The organism is Paucilactobacillus kaifaensis, assembly GCF_005405145.1.
In the GTDB taxonomy this organism is placed as follows: Bacteria; Bacillota; Bacilli; order Lactobacillales; family Lactobacillaceae; genus Paucilactobacillus; species Paucilactobacillus kaifaensis.
The window spans coordinates 25,873-43,053 of sequence record NZ_BJDM01000002.1; the positions used below are offsets into that span (position 1 = coordinate 25,873).

Sequence of the window (17,181 nt, forward strand, 5' to 3'; positions counted from 1 at the left end):
GGCATATCTACTTAAAAAAGCTGATAATTATTTGGAATGCGCAAAAAAAGCTGGGCAAAAAAATATGATTTTGCTCAGCCCTACTAATATTTGGCGAATATTATTGTGAAAACAAAAAAACGAATCTATTCGATATTCGCAATACTAAGCTGCTAGGCAACAAATAATTGTGCCTGTTGCTCAGCTACGAATAGCGAACGATTCATATAAAATTTTTTATTTTTTGACACTGGTTGTATCAAATTCGACTTTCATGGTAGTCCCAAAACCTGTCTTGCTATCGACAGATACTTGCCCACTTAATTGATGGACTTGTTCTGCTACGATGGCAAGCCCAAGTCCAGTACCAGAACGCGTTATACCATTTTTACCACGATAAAAACGTTCAAATATCCTGCTTTGTTCCTCAATTGGAATCCCAATTCCGTTATCTGTTATGCTCAATGACCACCGATTTCCATCTTGGTTAGCATCAATAACTACACTGCCGCTCTTTTGGGTGTACTTAATTGCATTGGCGATTAAGTTGTACAAAATTGCACTTAGTCGATTTTGATCACTAACAACAACCAGCTCGTTGTTAATGTTATTTTGTAACTCAACTTGATCTAATTTAGCTAACGCTTGTAAATTATTAATTTGTTGATCTACAAGCTCAGCTGGATGAACAGATTCTAGTTCCAGGTTATCTTGTTGACCATTACGTAACCGCGATAATGACAACACATCATCGATCAATTTGACTAATTTATTTGATTCCTGCTTGATGATCGTTAAAAATTGATGTTGCGTCTGCATATCCAAATCCTGGTCTAACAAAGTTTCGCTAAAACCATTGATTGCAGTTATTGGTGTTTTCAACTCATGACTAGCATTAGCCACAAAATCTGCTTGCATTTTGGTCATCGCCACTAAATCACTTACATCTGTAAGCAACACTAACACTTGGAAATGCCGCGGTCGAATTTCACTATGCAATACTTGGACTCGAATATTTTTTTTAGTTTGTCCCATTGGAAAAGTAACTAATTTTTGTTGACTCTTTTGTTGTTGCATCGCCTGGTTGACCATCATTAGTAGGTCTGGCTGCACAATATCTTCTAAATACGAGTGAGGTAGTTTACTCAAATTACGTTGTAATAATTTCTGTACAGCGGTATTTGCAATTTGAATTTGACCAAAACGATCAATCACGAGTACACCGACTGGTAGGTTTTTAATTAACGTTTCCAGTTCGTTTTCCTGCCGTAAATTTTGGTGTGTCTGATGTCTAATGTGTGACTGCAACCGATTGATTTCCTGCACCAGATCAAATAACGGATCCTGTGGTGAAACTAGCAAGTGAACTTCATCTTGCTCATCAGTAATTTGTTGCACTTTTTCAGATACTAAATTTGTCTTACGAACAAGCCAGCGCATAAACATTCCAAAAATAACAGTAGTAATCAATGCCAATACAAACATGCTAACCATTTTAGGCCCAGTCTCAAATGGCAACAAGAAACTAACGAGTTCAAATAAGACCAAGTTGATGACAAAAAAAAGTATAATTTGCTTTTTCATTTAGACTCCAATCCAAACTGATAGCCAAAACCACGAACTGTTTTTATCCAGCTTTGTTCTGGCGCATGTTCACGTAATTTATCTCTCAAATGACTGACCTGAATATCAACCATTCGACTCTCTAAGCCATAATCAACATTCCAAACATGTTGCAATAACTGTTGCCGACTCAATACTTGAGTCTTATTTTCGATAAAGTAAACTAACAATTCAAATTCTTTGGGGGTCAGATGTAATTCTTGATCATGAACAGTCACCAGATGCCGTTTCAAATCCACTGCTAGTGATGATAAAGTTAATACATTCTGGTTGTGACTTGCATTTTCCACTTGATGTTTAGCGTTTCGTCGTAAAACTGCGTTAATGCGAGCAACTACTTCTCGCGGACTAAATGGCTTGCTAATATAGTCATCTGCACCCAACTCAAGTCCGATAATTCGATCAACTTCTTGTGACTTTGCGGTAATAATAATGACAGGTACATCATTTTGAAGTTGACGCAATTGTTTAATCACGACTAATCCATCCATATCAGGCAACATTAAATCCAGCAAAATACAATCAAGTATATTTGTTTGTGCCGTTTGAATAGCCGTTTTTCCATCACTTGCCGTTAATGTTTCAAATCCTTGTTGCCCTAAATTATGAGTCAGTAAAGTAACAATTGCCGGCTCATCATCTACAACTAAAATCTTATTCATCCGCAGACACCCCTATTAGCAATGCTCATATCACAGAAATAAACTACACTGGATTTTTTTGACTCAACTTCCACTGCAAGTACGCATCAATAAACGGATCTAGATTACCGTCCATTACCGCGTTGCCATCATGCGTTTCAAAATTAGTACGATGGTCTTTTACAAGTGTATATGGATGAAAAACATATGACCTAATTTGCGAACCCCACCCAATGTCCATTTGTTCACCTTGAATTTGTGCACGTTTTTCGGCCTTACGCTGCTCTTCCAACTGAAATAATTTTGATTTTAACATATTCATTGCTGTCTGACGGTTTTGTAACTGCGACCTTTGCGCCTGAGAAGACACCACGATTCCTGTTGGTAAATGTGTAATCCTGACAGCAGAAGATGTTTTATTAATATGTTGTCCACCTGCACCACTTGAACGAAATACGTCGACGCGCAAATCATCAGTGTTGACCTCAATATCTGTATTGTCATCTAGTTCTGGCATGACATCAACTGAAGCAAACGATGTGTGCCGACGCCCAGCAGCATCAAATGGTGAAATTCGGACTAACCGATGCACACCCTTTTCCGACCTCAAATAGCCATAGGCATTATGACCATTTATTAACAAAGTTACGCTTTTAATACCAGCCTCATCACCAACTTCATAATCAGCGGTTTCAATTTGAAAATTATGTTGTCCAGCCCACCTGGTATACATTCTTAACAACATTGCTCCCCAATCCTGAGATTCAGTTCCACCAGCTCCAGGATGGATTTCGACAATTGCATTATTTTGATCGTATGGTTCATCCAATAATTGTTCTAAGCGATACTGTTCCAGCAACTTAGTCATATCGACTAATTCTTGATCAAACTCTGATTGCATTTCAGGATCAGATTCTTCTTGCAACAAACTAAGCGTCACCTGCAGATTTTCAACTCCGTCTTGTAATCGTAAAAAGTTATCCCGCTTATCCTTTAATTGGTTTGTTTGTTCTATTACTTGCTGTGCTTTTTGGCCATCATTCCAAAAATCTGATTGTCCCATTTGTGCTTCATCCTCAGCAATTCGCTCATTAAGCGCATCTAGGTCAAAGAGACCTCCCGAAGGTTGCAATCTCTTGTTGCATATCTTCTATTGTCTTTTTTGCTTCACTTAATTCCATATTATTCCTCCGTTAACTTTATTATTAACGAAAAAGAAGCCCAGGGCAACCAAATTGTCCTAGGCTCCTTTCCATTTAACGAGTTACGTTTTGTCTAATTTCTGACTTCATAAATAATCTCGTTGTTTCGTACTCGATATTAGCAATCATTTCCTCAAACATATGGAAACCTGCTGTTTGGTATTCAACTAGCGGATTTAGCTGACCATATCCACGTAGCCCAACAGATTGTCTAAACTGATCCATAGCATCAATATGGTCAGTCCAGTGAGCGTCAACAACTCGCAATATGACAACCTTCTCAAACTCTAACATTTGAGATGGTTCATATAATTGCTTTTGTTTATCCGCATATACGTTAGTAGCCATGCCCATCAATTTGTTCAGCATATCTTCACGTGAAAGACCTTTTAAATCATTGACCGTAATTGCATCCGGATGGACGAGCACTGTTCCTGCAAAATCAATAATCTCTTGTAATTCCCATTCAGGTTGGGTTCCCAATGTGTGCATATCAATTGAACGTTTAATTGTTCGTTCAACCATTGGCATAATCACATCTTTAAGAGATTCAGTTTCAGTAATAACTTGTTGTCGTTCCTTATAAATAATCTCACGTTGTTCACGCATAACATCGTCATATTGAAGAACGTTCTTACGAGAATCGTAGTTATTACCTTCAACACGCTTTTGAGCTGACTCAACTTGCCGTGATAGCAAGCGACTCTTGATAACAGCATCCTCATCGTCAACCTTCATGCGACTCAAGAATGCTTTAATGCGGTCACCACCGAAGCGACGCATCAGGTCATCTTCGAGTGATAGATAAAATTGTGAAATACCAGGATCACCTTGGCGACCAGAGCGTCCCCGCAGCTGATTATCAATTCGGCGAGATTCATGTCGCTCAGTACCAATCACAGCTAAACCACCGGCTTCAACCACACCTGGTCCAAGTTTAATATCGGTTCCACGACCAGCCATGTTAGTCGCAATTGTCACAGCACCTTTTTGCCCTGCATTTTTAACAATTTCAGCTTCACGAGCATGGTTTTTAGCGTTCAAAACAACATGTGGAATTTTCCGTTGATCAAGCACATGAGATAGATATTCCGACGTCTCAACCGCAACGGTTCCGACCAGAACAGGTTGCCCTTTTTCATGAAACCCACTAATTCTATTCACTACCGCATCAAATTTACTTTTTAACGTTGGATATAGTAAATCTGGCTCATCAATTCTAGCAATTGGTCGATTAGTCGGAATTGTGATGGTTTCCATATTGTATATTTCACGAAATTCTTCTTGTTCAGTTTTAGCAGTACCAGTCATACCAGATAACTTAGCGTACATCCGAAATAAGTTTTGATAGGTAATGTTAGCCATCGTTTTATTTTCTTCTTGGATTTCAACATGTTCTTTTGCTTCAATAGCTTGATGAAGTCCATCTGAGAAACGGCGACCTTCCATAATTCGACCAGTAAACGAATCCACAATCATGACTTCACCATCTTGAACCACGTAGTCTTTATCAGCCAACATAATGTAATTAGCCCGTAGCGCCTGGTCCATGTGATGAGTCAGTGCCGTATTCTCAGTGTCATATAAATTGTCTAAATTAAAATACTTTTCAGCCTTTTCAATTCCTTGATTGGTTAGTGAAACTGTCTTTGATTCTAAGTCAATCTTAAAATCGTCTTCTTCTGTCAGAGTTTTAACGAACCGATCCGTCCGTTCATACAATTTAGTTGTTCCAGTCCCTGGACCAGAGATAATCAGTGGTGTTCGAGCTTCATCAATTAAAATTGAATCAACTTCATCAATAATCGCAAAATTTAATGTTCGTTGAACCTGGTCTTCCTTATAAACGGCCATGTTGTCACGTAAATAATCAAACCCAATTTCACTGTTGGTTGAATACGTGATGTCAGCAGCATACGCAGTTCGCTTTTCATCAGGCGACTTTTCGGCACCATTAATTCCAACACTACATCCGAGCCAGTTATAGAGTTCCCCCATTTCAGTCGCATCACGAGCTGACAGATACTCATTAACTGTAATAACATGCGCACCCTTACCACTGATGGCATTCAAATAGATAGGCATTGTGGCCGTTAAAGTTTTTCCTTCACCAGTACGCATTTCAGCAATGTTACCTTCATGAAGCACAATTCCACCCATAATTTGAACATGAAATGGATATAGTCCTAAGACTCGTTTTGCGCCCTCACGAGAGACAGCAAACGCTTCTGGCAATAAATCATCGAGTGTTTCACCTTCTTGATAACGTTTCCTGAATTCTGGTGTTTTGGCTTGTAACTGCTCATCAGAGTATGCAGCGTACTCATCGGCATAATCTTCAACTCTATCAGCTAACTTATCTAGCCTTCGTAGTTCCCGCCGATCGCTTTCAATCCATTTTCTTAATACATTTGCCATCTAAAAATCCCTTCTACGCTTTCATTCTCTTTTTTTATCGGGCTAAGTAACTAAAGCACCCGCAATTATAGTTTTTCAATATCAGTAAACATTTTAACATTATTTTCACCTAATGGAAACTAACTTGCTAAACAATATCATAGGATATCTTCAGTAGTAAATTGGTTTGGTTCCATCCGCTTAGTTGATTAAGTAATATGTACAACTTATAATTTCATGGCCAGCTTAATATATTGGTCCCCATTTTTGTTGCAGAAACGTGTTTATGACTGCAAAAGTCTAGACACAACGTAAAACCAGTACTGACCCCATAGTTCGGGATCAATACTGGTTTTCCACTCGTTTTATTTTGATTGCAGTAACGTGTTTGTGACTGCAAAAATCTAGACACAACGTAAAACCAGTACTGACCCCATAGTTCGGGATCAATACTGGTTTTCTTACTCGTTTTATTTTGATTGCAAAAACGTGTTTGTGACTGCAAAAGTCTAGACACAACGTAAAACCAGTACTGACCCCATAGTTCGGGATCAATACTGGTTTTACGTTGTGTTACGACTTCTGAACGCAGTCACAAACACTCTTTTTTTAATCACCACTTGCTTCAATCAGTCCGTAGCGACCATCATTTCGGCGGTACACAATGCTGGTTCCATTTGTTTCAGCATCTTCAAATACAAAGAAGTCATGCCCGAGCATATCCATTTGTAGGATTGCCTCTTCATTATCCATTGGCTTCAGGGAAACCTGTTTTGTTCGCACTACTTCTAACTCAACGTTTTCCTCTTCTGGTTCCACGGAGTCAGTTGGTACAAACTCAAGTTTCTTATATCCTTTTTCTCGTGACTTGCGGTTAACCTTAGTCTTGTACTTACGGATTTGGCGCTCTAGTTTATCAGTTACCAAGTCCACACTGCCGTACATATCTTGTGAAGTTTCTTCTGCTCGCAACGTTAAATAAGGCAATGGAATAGTTACTTCCACCTTTGAATTCTTGTTAGAATAAACCTTTAAATTAACATGAGCAAGTGCTTCAAGATTATTTTCGAAGTACTTTTCTAGCTTACTAATTCGTTTAGTTACGTACTCACGAATAGCATCTGTGACCTCGATATTTTCACCACGAATATTGAATTTAAGCATTGAACTTCTCTCCCTTCAGTACAAGATAATACTTGTTCTGATATCAGAAGGACCACTCTTCTCATATCCTTGCCTTTATTATAATTGAGTTTCACTTCATAAACAATTGAAACAGTAACCGATTTCAAAATTATCTAGCTAAAGTTACACTCATGAGTTCACTTGGTTGACAACTTTGCACTAAGTCAGCGGCGTGATACAGTGTCCTACCGGTCGTGTACACATCATCTACTAAAATTATCTTTTTATCTTTAATTTTTTTTAACGATTGATCACCAAGCTTAAAGGGTTGCTTTGTAAATAATCGCTCGTACCTCTTTTTATGTGACTGAAGTTTATGCTGGTTATTATTTTTACTAATTAATAGGTTCTCATAATTTATGTTATTTAACATTCCAACTACTTGATTAAATCCACGCGTCTTCCATGTATATTCATTGACTGGAATTGGAATAATTAGATCAGCATGCAAGTCATTAATTAAATGTCTTAATTCATCAGAAAATACCTGTCGTAACCTAAAATCGCCAGCAAATTTATACTGCTGCATAAACTGTTTAGTTGCTTCGTTATAAGCCAGTAAGCTTCGATTATGTAACAAATAGCCACTCTTATCTCGCCACATTTGGCAATCTGAACATAATTCTTCAACTATTTGTTTTTTGCCACAGCCGTCACAAAAAGGAGGTTTTAGGTATTCAAATTGATCCGCACAGTCATCGCAGATCGTTTTTTCGACAATTGGCTTAAAACTGAGAATTTGTACTAAAGACAGTTGATTATCGATGATTGTGTTGCATAATAAGCACTGTATCATTGCAACTTACGCCCTTTTTGATTCACAAATTTAATTTGCTTAATTGCTGCACGAACATTAACTGAATATGATCCCAGCCAAAATAAAACATCTCCTGTCGGCCGCGACAAAGATCTTCCAGCTCTCCCCGCAATTTGAACCAAAGCAGCACTGGAAAAAACATTATCGTCTGCCCCTAACACCAAGACGTCAATATCAGGAAATGTCACTCCACGCTCTAAAATGGAGGTCGTCACTAAAAACAATATTTTTTGATCACGCATAAGTTGCACCTTTTCTAACCGTTTTTTATCAGCTGCATGTACCGTAACGCACTCTTGTTTTGGAAAATATTTTGACAAACTGATTTTAAATAAGGATAAATCAGCTACGTGAGGGACAAAAAGTAAAAATGGTCGGTGTTGTACAAGACGTATTTTGATTGCCTGAACTAAAGTTCTTGGCAATTTTTTTTGCTTAATCTGACTACGCCACGTTGGTGCCAACTTAACTTTAATCTCCGGTAATAGATGACCATGATATCGTAATGGTAAATAGCTAATACCAATTTCTTTGCGTTTTACTTGTCTTAATAGTTTTGGCCCAGGGGTTGCCGTCAAAAACAAGCACCCACCAGAGGGCTTAATTGCTTGTTGCGTGGCAAAGTACAACTGCTGATTTTCCGCATATGGGAATGCGTCAACTTCATCAACAATTAAATTATCAAACGCATGATAAAATCGTAATAATTGGTGTGTGGTACAGATTGTTAATTGGCGGTAACTATAGGGCTCATCCTGGCGGCCATGCAATAAACAGATTTCAATATTAGCAAATGCAAGTTGCAATCGTGGATAAAGTTCCAAACACACATCGACCCGTGGCGATGCAATTGCAAGTCGTTCCCCACGACTAAGTGCCTGACTAATTGCGGCAAACAACATCTCTGTTTTACCAGCTCCAGTAACAGCCCATAGTAAGTGCTTAAAATGACGCTGCAAACAATGACATACTTCCAGTGAACACTGTTGCTGCAACGGAGATAATGTTCCTTGCCACGTTAACGGATCTGCTACAGTGGGAAATTGATTTGGTTCAGGTAAATGATAAAATTTAGTTAACGTTGATACCCTCCCTAACGCAATGCATTTTGGACAAAAATACTGATTTTGAGGTAACGCCACTTCTGAGATTGAACTGGTATAATTACAGCGAGTACATCTAATCATCGTCTTTTTAAGTTCCATTGCTGGTGAGATTCCAACTTGATCAGATGGTTTATAATTTAATGGTAGTTCTTGAATTAGTAAACGGCGTCCATACAAAAAATCTTCGTTCATTGTCATCCCCCTTACATAATTTAAATACGTTTAATAACGTCTAAATCATCAAATCAGTTCAGTTAGGAGAATTAAATGTCATATTTAACCATTGCACAGGATTTTGAATACGAACAAACAATCAAAAAATCACGATTCATTTGCTCATTAACTCGCATCTCAGATGAAAAACAAGCTCGCGAATTCATTGATACAATTACCAAGCGTGAACGCAAGGCCAATCACCATTGCTTTGCTTACTTACTTGGCGATCATGATGAAATTCAACGAGAAAGCGATGATGGCGAGCCAAGTGGTACTGCGGGAGTGCCCATTTTGCAATCACTGCAATTACAAAAAGTACATGATGTTGTCGCGGTTGTAACAAGATACTTTGGCGGTATTAAGTTAGGTGCTGGTGGCTTAATTCGGGCATACAGTAATACGACTTCAAATGCGCTCAACGAAGTCGGTTTAGTTGAGCGTGTGCAACAAATGACTTTGAACATTAAGATTAGTTATGCCAGCCACGATCAATTATTATATTTTTTACAACAGCAACACATATCTGTCGCAAATGAACAATATGGTGTTGATATTGAAGTTACTATTTTTGTTAATCAATCAGATGTTGACACAATCCAAAAAAAAATAATCGATTTACTTCAAAATAACGTTAGCATCACTCCAGGCAAGCTTCACTACACCGAAATTCCATTTATCAGCTAACAAAAAAGCATTTTTTAGAAATTAATCTAAAAAATGCTTTTTTGATTATTATCAACATTTATTCTTTTAGATGGTAATTGTATGTCGACACAATAATATTTTCACGCGAATTTAGCACCGTTCGTAAACGCAAACTAGTTTGGTTATGCAACGCCATTTGCCATGGATGTCTTGGCACAAATTGAGGTACCAAAACTGTTGTAGAATAATTTCTCGCTGCCGCTCGCTTGGCAATAACATCTACAAATCGTAACGTTGGTGTCGCAATAGAACGATAAGAAGAGTGAATATCCACAAACCGTACATCTGGAAATTCAGCCTTAAATTCATTTGCCGTTTTGTGTTCTTTCCCAGGATTTTCATCAAACGAAACATGCATGGCAATTACATAATCTCCAATTGAACGAGCATAATTAATTGCCTGGGCAGTAACCCGAGTTACATTGCTAACCAACACAATGACTGTTGCCCCATCGTAATCTTTAATCTGAACCTGTGTTTTACCGGCCACTCTGAGTTGGACAGCCACCTTACGATAGTGTTCATGAATTTTATGAAACATTAGTAACAACAGTGGCATAATAATTAAATAAGGCCAGACGTTTGAGAAATGTTGCCAAAATAGGAACACAACCAAGCTAAACGAAATCAAGGTTCCAACCAAATTAATGATTGATTTTCCTAACCACCAACCATCTCGAGTACGGAACCAATGGATAATCATCCCTGATTGTGACAAAGTAAATGGTACGAAAACCCCGACTGCATATAACGGAATTAACAGATTCGTTTGCCCGTGGAAAATAAAGATTAGAACAACCGCACCAACTGCTAGTGCAATGATACCGTTGGAGTAACCCAACCGATCACCACGATCCATAAAAGCATGTGGCATAAATTTATCTTTAGCCAAGTTAAACGCTAAAATTGGAAACGCAGAAAATCCAGTATTAGCAGCAACCGCAAGAATCATAGCTGTTGATAGTTGCAACAAGTAATAACCAACTCCATGGCCACCAAAAATTGACGATCCTATCTGTGACAAAACAGTTACATGGGCATTGGGAATAATTCCCAAATAAAAACTCAAAAATGTAATTCCAGCAAAGAAGCTAGCCAATATAATACACATCATGGCTAAAGTATTGGCTGCATTTTTCGAACGTGGTTTGTTAAAGTTGGGCACCGCATTGCTTATTGCTTCAACACCTGTCAAAGAAGATGAACCAGCCGAAAAAGCTCGAATAAATAGTACTGCAGACATACCAGGAACAACGCTACCAATTGGAGCAGGTGCCTTATATGAAATATTACCAGTAACAATGTTGTACAATCCCCAAATAACCATCACTGTAATCATTAACACGAAAAAATAAACTGGAATGGTTAGTAAATTGGCACTCTCACTCATTCCTCTTAAGTTCATCGCCATGATTATGAATACAATTACAACTGCAATAGCAACGGAGTATGGGTACAATGATGGAATGGCTGAAGTGATTGCCTCAGTTCCTGACGTCGTTGAAACAGCAACTGTCAACATGTAGTCAACAAGTAACGATCCTCCAGCAACTAATCCACCATCTTGGCCCCAATTTGTTCTGGCCACTTCATACGCGCCACCACCACTTGGATAGGCGTGGATAATTTGGCGATAAGACAATGTAATTGCCAGTAACAAGATCAACACGATTCCAGCAATTGGTATCGAGTACCATAATGCTAACGCAGATAGCGTTACTAACGCAGCCGTAATTTGCTCCGGCCCATATGCCACTGATGATAACGCATCAGATGACAACAATGCTAAAGCTTTAAACTTACTCAGATGTCGTCCGCCTTCATCAAGCGTCTTCAATGGTTTTCCAATTAACACGCGTTTTAAATAACGCCACATGATTAATCTCTCCTCAGTTCTAAAGTGAATCAAAAGCTATTGTACTACATTCAAAATTCGAATACTATATCCAGTTTTACAAAGTTCATATTTAAAAAATTAATTGTTATTTTGCTGCAATTTAATTATAAATATCTACTAATCTTAACTATAACTGATATTTGACTCTGCTTTCAAATTATTTGCTGCACGTAGTCCTTAATCATCAACACTCATCACCAAGTAAACATGTTTTCAGCCACAGAAGCCTAGGGTGTAATACTAAATAGACCCCGACGTGGTCATAGTTCAACCAACCACGTTTATGCCTTATTTGTTGAAACGTGTTTTCAGCCACAGAAACCTAGGGTGTAACACTAAATAGACCTCGACGTGGTCATAGTACAACCACGTCGAGGTCTATTTAGTGTTACACCACGGTTTCTTAACGTGGCTGAAAACACTCTTTTTTTACATCATACCGCCCATACCAGGGCCGCCTGCTGGGGCAGCTGGGGCTGGGTTATCTTCTGGCTTGTCAGCAACAACTGCTTCTGTTGTTAATAGTAATGCTGAAACAGATGCAGCATTTTGCAGTGCAGAACGTGTCACCTTAGTAGGATCAACAATTCCTGCTTTGATCATATCTTCAAACTTATCATCAGCTGCATTATAACCAATACCAGTCTTTTCATTCTTCAAACGTTCAACAATTACTGAACCTTCTAAGCCGGCATTTTCTGCAATCTGACGAACTGGTTCTTCAAGTGCTCGTTTAACAATCTTAACACCAGTTGCTTCATCGCCTTCTGCAGCAACAGCATCAACAGCGTCAATGACATTAACTAATGCAACACCACCACCTGAAACGAAGCCTTCTTCAACGGCTGCACGAGTAGCGTTCAATGCATCTTCAATACGGTATTTCTTTTCTTTTAATTCAGTTTCAGTAGCTGCACCAACACGGACTACAGCTACCCCACCAGCTAATTTAGCAAGACGTTCTTGTAATTTTTCCTTGTCAAAATCAGAGGTTGTTTCAGCGATTTGGCCCTTAATCAAATCAACACGTTCGTTAATTTGTTCCTTGGCACCGGCACCTTCAACGATAGTGGTGTTTTCTTTTGTTACTGTCACTTTATTAGCTTGTCCTAATTGATCAACAGTTGTGTCTTTCAAGTTTAAGCCAAGATCATCAGTAATCACAGTACCACCAGTTAAGATAGCAATATCTTCTAGTTGCGCCTTACGACGATCACCAAAACCAGGGGCCTTAACGGCAACAACGTTGAATGTTCCACGCATCTTATTCAAAACAAGTGTTGGTAGAGCTTCACCAGTGATGTCATCAGCAATGATTAATAATGAGCGACTTTGTTCAACTACTGATTGTAGTAGTGGCAAGATGTCTTGAATGTTACCAATCTTTTTGTCTGTGATTAAGATATACGGATTGTCAAGATCAGCTTCCATTTTATCATTATCAGTTACCATGTACTGTGACATGTAACCACGATCAAATTGCATTCCTTCAACAACATCCAAGGTTGTATCAACACCACGTGATTCCTCAACTGTAATGACACCATCGTTGCCAACCTTTTCCATTGCTTCAGCAATCAGCTTACCAACTTCTGGATTAGCTGATGAAATTGAAGCAATCTGAGCGATATCATCTTTAGTTTTAACATCGTGTGATAATTTGTGTAAACCATCAACAGCAGCTTTCGTAGCCTTTTCAATTCCACGACGGATACCAACTGGGTTAGCACCAGCTGTAACGTTCTTCATTCCTTCGTTAACAATTGCTTGTGTTAAAACAGTAGCAGTTGTCGTACCATCACCGGCAATATCATTGGTCTTTGAAGCAACTTCCGCAACCAACTTAGCACCCATATTTTCAAAGTGGTCTTCAAGATCAATTGCCTTAGCAATCGTAACACCATCATTTGTAATTGTTGGTGAACCATAAGATTGTTCCAACACAACGTTACGTCCCTTAGGACCGATTGTTGTCTTAACTGTATCTGCTAATTTGTCGACACCTTTGAGCATTTGAGCGCGAGCGTCTTCAGAAAATTTAAGTTCCTTTGCCATAATATTTTTTCACCTCATAAATTTAGTTGTTAATTTTTCACTGATTCACGTTAATCATTAGTCAACGATTGCAACAATATCTTTTTCGTGAACGACTAAGTACTTAACGCCATCATATTCAACTTCATTGCCGGCATATTTATCAAACAATACCCGGTCGCCTTCTTTAACTGAAGGAGCAATCTTGTCGCCGTTATCCAAAGTATGACCTTCACCCACAGCGATTACTTTACCAGTAGTTGGTTTTTCTTTGGCATTTGATGCCAACACAATCCCGCCAACAGTTTTTTCTTCTTCTTGCTCAGCTTGTAGAACAACGCGATCTCCTAATGGTTTTAACACGTTTATCCCTCCATCAATTCTAAAATTTTATTTTTAGCACTCTCACATCTCAAGTGCTAAACACAAAATCTACTATATCATTTTTTGAGCTAAATGCAAGAATTTATAATTATAAAATACTCACAAGATGGAAAGATAAGTAGAGCATTAAAATATCTTGTACCACTAAAAAAGTTTGCGGCCATCATTAATCTGGTTCGCAAACTTTTTATACTATTGCTCATCTTCTGGAATATTATAGTGATCGATAAAATAAATCAATGTTTGTAGTTCATTTGTCAGATCCACGTTTTGAACTCGTACTTCCGTTGGCACAGACAGTCTCAACGGTGTGAAATTCAAAATGCCTCGGATACCAATTTGGACCAACTGATCTGTAACCTTTTGCGCCGTCTGCGACGGAATCGTCAAAATAACTACATCAATTTGTTGATCTTGTAATTGTTCGCTCATTTCGTCCATCGAATAAACTGGGACTCCGCTTTGAACTGTATTGATTAAATCATCATTCACATCAAAAGCAGCACTGATTCGAACATTACTATTTTGATGAAAGTTAAAGTTCAACAAGGCATGACCAAGATTACCAACACCAATTAAAGCCACATTTGTTAGCTTGTCTTGATTCAAGATCTCTTTAAAAAAGTTGAGAAGATCTTCAACATCATAGCCATAACCACGTTTACCTAACTCGCCAAAATATGAAAAGTCCCGCCGAATCGTAGCTGAATCAACCTGAACTGCCTCTGATAGTTCAGTTGATGAAACACGATGCTTGTTGGCATCCAATAAAATATTTAAATAGCGATAATAAATCGGCAACCGTTTGGCAGTTGCACGTGGGATTTTTCGATTAACCATTTTATCCTCCTAATAGTTTGTGAAATTTACTTTACTTTGTATTCTAGCATAAGTAACAAGATTGTGAAACATTCAGCAATAAAGTATTTTCAATTATTCACTTTTCAGTCGTGACTTGGTTTGTGCTACAATCTTAGTAAATCGATTAAAGGAAAATAAAATGCTGCTATTACAAACTGTTAACGTCGCACGTCGTTTTGGCGCCGAAACGTTATTTCACAATATCAATTTACAAATTCAAACGAATAGCCGCGTGGCCTTGGTTGGTCGCAACGGGGCTGGTAAAACAACACTGCTCAAAATTATCGCTGGTATTAATCCTGCTGATGATGGAACTGTTAGCCTAAAAAAAGGGACAACATTAGGTTATTTAGCACAAGATCAAGGATTAGATAGTCAGCAAAGTATTTGGGGCGAATTAGACAGCGTCTTTGCTGCACTTCACGAGCAAGAAACCCAGATTCATGCGCTAGAACAAAAAATAAGTGAACTTTCACCAACTGACACAGATTATGAAACGACTTTAAAAACATACGATCAATTACAACATGACTTTGGTGCAAATGGTGGGTTCACTTATGAAGCGCAAATTCGCAGTGTCCTGCACGGATTTCATTTTGAGGAATCCGATTACCAAACACCTATTAACACTCTTTCTGGTGGTCAAAAAACACAAATTGCACTGGCTAAGTTGTTACTGCAAGCTCCTGATATTTTGATTTTAGATGAACCCACAAACCACTTGGACATGAATATTTTGACATGGTTAGAAAACTATCTTAAAAGTTATTCAGGTGCTTTATTAGTGGTTTCTCATGACCGTTATTTTTTGGACCATGTGGTGACAGAGGTTTACGATTTAGACCAACATGAACTAACCCATTACACCGGCAATTATTCTCAATTCATGAACGTTAAAGCTGCCAATCTTAAAACTAAATGGAAACAATTTGAACAACAGCAAACCCAAATTAATAAACTTGAGGATTTTGTTAATCGAAACATTGTTCGCGCCTCAACCACTAAGCGTGCTCAAGCACGGCGAAAACAGCTAGATAAAATGGAACGTTTAGAGCAGCCCACAACTGATGACTCATCAATCCACTTTGCGTTAAAGTCGGATCACCAAAGCGGCAATATTGTGTTGCAAGTCAACGACGTTAAAATTGGCTATGCTAATCAGGTTTTAGCAGCACCAATTAATTTTGAAATTCGCAACCATCAGCGTGTGGCCATTATTGGTCCAAATGGAATTGGTAAATCAACCTTGTTAAAATCCATTCTAGCTAAAACTGAACTACTGGACGGTAAAGTTAAATTGGGTGCTAATGTTCAGATTGGCTACTACGATCAAGAACAGCAAGTACTGCATCCCAATAAAACTGTACTGGCCGAAATATGGGATGATCACCCCACCGTTAATGAACAAGACATTCGCTCTTTACTAGGAAGCTTTTTATTTGTCGGCGATGATGTATTCAAACCGGTTCATGAACTAAGTGGTGGCGAAAAAGCGCGACTCCAATTAACTAAACTAACATTTGAACACGCTAATTTTCTCATTTTGGATGAACCTACGAATCACTTAGATATTGATAGTCGTGAAGTGCTAGAACAAGCTATTAACGAATTTGATGGCACCGTTTTATTTGTTTCTCATGACCGTTATTTTATTAATCAAGTTGCAACTGATATCTTAGCATTGCATCCAACTGGTATAACCCACTATGTTGGTAACTATGATGATTATCTTGTCGAGTTAGAGAAATCAGTAACGACAACAGCCACTGGTGAAGCCCCACATTCTACCAACGCTTCAAAGCAAGCTGAATATCAACTTAGTAAAGAAAAGCAAAAAGAACAGCGTAAACTAGAACGGCAAGTAACTAAGTATGAGGATGAATTAACGCAACTTGAAAAAGATAAACAAACGGTCGAAACAAAAATGGCCGATCCTAGTATTTTTTCAGATGCAGTTAAACTGGCTGATTTGCAAAAACAATTAACTACAATTACCGACAAAATCCAAGTTGCAGAGGATGAATGGACCAAAGCAGCAGAGAACTTAGAACAAAATTAAGCGCCAATTCAAAAAAGGGAGCGAACCAGACATTCAATTGTTTGGCTCGCTCCCTTTTTTTGCCTTAAACCGCTT

General features: G+C 38.4%; 13 protein-coding genes and 1 pseudogene. 2 read left to right on the forward strand and 12 right to left on the reverse strand.

Translation table 11 applies throughout. The annotated features are described in order from the left end of the window. Nucleotides 1–216: 216 nt before the first annotated feature. The 8 genes and pseudogenes from FFM51_RS01680 to FFM51_RS01710 all read right to left on the reverse strand — a co-directional run bounded on the left by FFM51_RS01680 (nucleotide 217) and on the right by FFM51_RS01710 (nucleotide 9,142). Complete coding sequence (locus FFM51_RS01680; RefSeq protein ID WP_137596937.1) at nucleotides 217–1,563, reverse strand: sensor histidine kinase; 1,347 nt, start codon at nucleotides 1,561–1,563, stop codon at nucleotides 217–219. Further along, on the reverse strand, nucleotides 1,560–2,264 hold the full coding sequence (locus FFM51_RS01685) for a response regulator transcription factor (protein WP_137596938.1): 705 nt from the start codon (nucleotides 2,262–2,264) through the stop codon (nucleotides 1,560–1,562). The genes FFM51_RS01680 and FFM51_RS01685 overlap by 4 nt, the downstream gene beginning before the upstream one ends. Before the next feature lie 43 nt (nucleotides 2,265–2,307). After that, a protein-coding gene (prfB, locus tag FFM51_RS01690) for a peptide chain release factor 2 (protein WP_179950447.1) occupies nucleotides 2,308–3,424 on the reverse strand; the annotation gives its coding sequence in 2 pieces (ribosomal slippage) (nucleotides 2,308–3,351 and nucleotides 3,353–3,424; 1,116 coding nt in all). 75 nt (nucleotides 3,425–3,499) lie between these two features. After that, nucleotides 3,500–5,863: a preprotein translocase subunit SecA gene (gene secA, locus FFM51_RS01695; RefSeq protein ID WP_137596940.1), complete on the reverse strand. Its 2,364-nt coding sequence runs from the start codon at nucleotides 5,861–5,863 to the stop codon at nucleotides 3,500–3,502. A 588-nt stretch (nucleotides 5,864–6,451) separates the two neighbouring features. Then, a complete protein-coding gene (hpf, locus tag FFM51_RS01700; protein ID WP_137596941.1) occupies nucleotides 6,452–7,006 on the reverse strand; it encodes a ribosome hibernation-promoting factor, HPF/YfiA family in 555 nt (184 codons plus the stop codon). A 130-nt stretch (nucleotides 7,007–7,136) separates the two neighbouring features. Continuing rightward, a complete protein-coding gene (locus FFM51_RS01705; protein WP_223875876.1) occupies nucleotides 7,137–7,607 on the reverse strand; it encodes a ComF family protein in 471 nt (156 codons plus the stop codon). Between the two features lie 36 nt (nucleotides 7,608–7,643). Beyond that, nucleotides 7,644–7,823, reverse strand: a pseudogene (locus FFM51_RS08980) (ComF family protein); the annotation flags it as partial. Beyond that, nucleotides 7,820–9,142 carry an ATP-dependent helicase ComFA gene (locus tag FFM51_RS01710; RefSeq protein WP_137596942.1) on the reverse strand — a complete coding sequence of 441 codons (1,323 nt, stop codon included), beginning with the start codon at nucleotides 9,140–9,142 and terminating at the stop codon, nucleotides 7,820–7,822. The pseudogene FFM51_RS08980 and the gene FFM51_RS01710, both read right to left, overlap by 4 nt. Nucleotides 9,143–9,217: 75 nt before the next feature. Here FFM51_RS01710 and FFM51_RS01715 point away from each other — a divergent pair, with 75 nt between their 5' ends. Next, nucleotides 9,218–9,850 carry a YigZ family protein gene (locus FFM51_RS01715; RefSeq protein WP_137596943.1) on the forward strand — a complete coding sequence of 211 codons (633 nt, stop codon included), beginning with the start codon at nucleotides 9,218–9,220 and terminating at the stop codon, nucleotides 9,848–9,850. A gap of 58 nt (nucleotides 9,851–9,908) precedes the next feature. Here FFM51_RS01715 and FFM51_RS01720 read toward each other — a convergent pair whose 3' ends face one another. From FFM51_RS01720 to FFM51_RS01735, 4 genes are all read right to left on the reverse strand, one after another. Then, nucleotides 9,909–11,747 carry an APC family permease gene (locus tag FFM51_RS01720; protein ID WP_137596944.1) on the reverse strand — a complete coding sequence of 613 codons (1,839 nt, stop codon included), beginning with the start codon at nucleotides 11,745–11,747 and terminating at the stop codon, nucleotides 9,909–9,911. 450 nt (nucleotides 11,748–12,197) lie between these two features. Next, a complete protein-coding gene (groL, locus tag FFM51_RS01725) occupies nucleotides 12,198–13,823 on the reverse strand; it encodes a chaperonin GroEL (RefSeq protein WP_137596945.1) in 1,626 nt (541 codons plus the stop codon). A 57-nt stretch (nucleotides 13,824–13,880) separates the two neighbouring features. Next, the gene (groES, locus tag FFM51_RS01730) at nucleotides 13,881–14,165 is read right to left on the reverse strand and encodes a co-chaperone GroES (RefSeq protein WP_137596946.1); all 285 of its coding nucleotides are present in this window, start codon (nucleotides 14,163–14,165) and stop codon (nucleotides 13,881–13,883) included. Between the two features lie 213 nt (nucleotides 14,166–14,378). Then, entirely contained in the window at nucleotides 14,379–15,026 is a 648-nt protein-coding gene (locus FFM51_RS01735; protein WP_137596947.1) for a redox-sensing transcriptional repressor Rex, read from the reverse strand. A 160-nt stretch (nucleotides 15,027–15,186) separates the two neighbouring features. Here FFM51_RS01735 and FFM51_RS01740 point away from each other — a divergent pair, with 160 nt between their 5' ends. Then, a complete protein-coding gene (locus tag FFM51_RS01740; RefSeq protein ID WP_137596948.1) occupies nucleotides 15,187–17,106 on the forward strand; it encodes an ABC-F family ATP-binding cassette domain-containing protein in 1,920 nt (639 codons plus the stop codon). Nucleotides 17,107–17,181 lie beyond the last annotated feature (75 nt).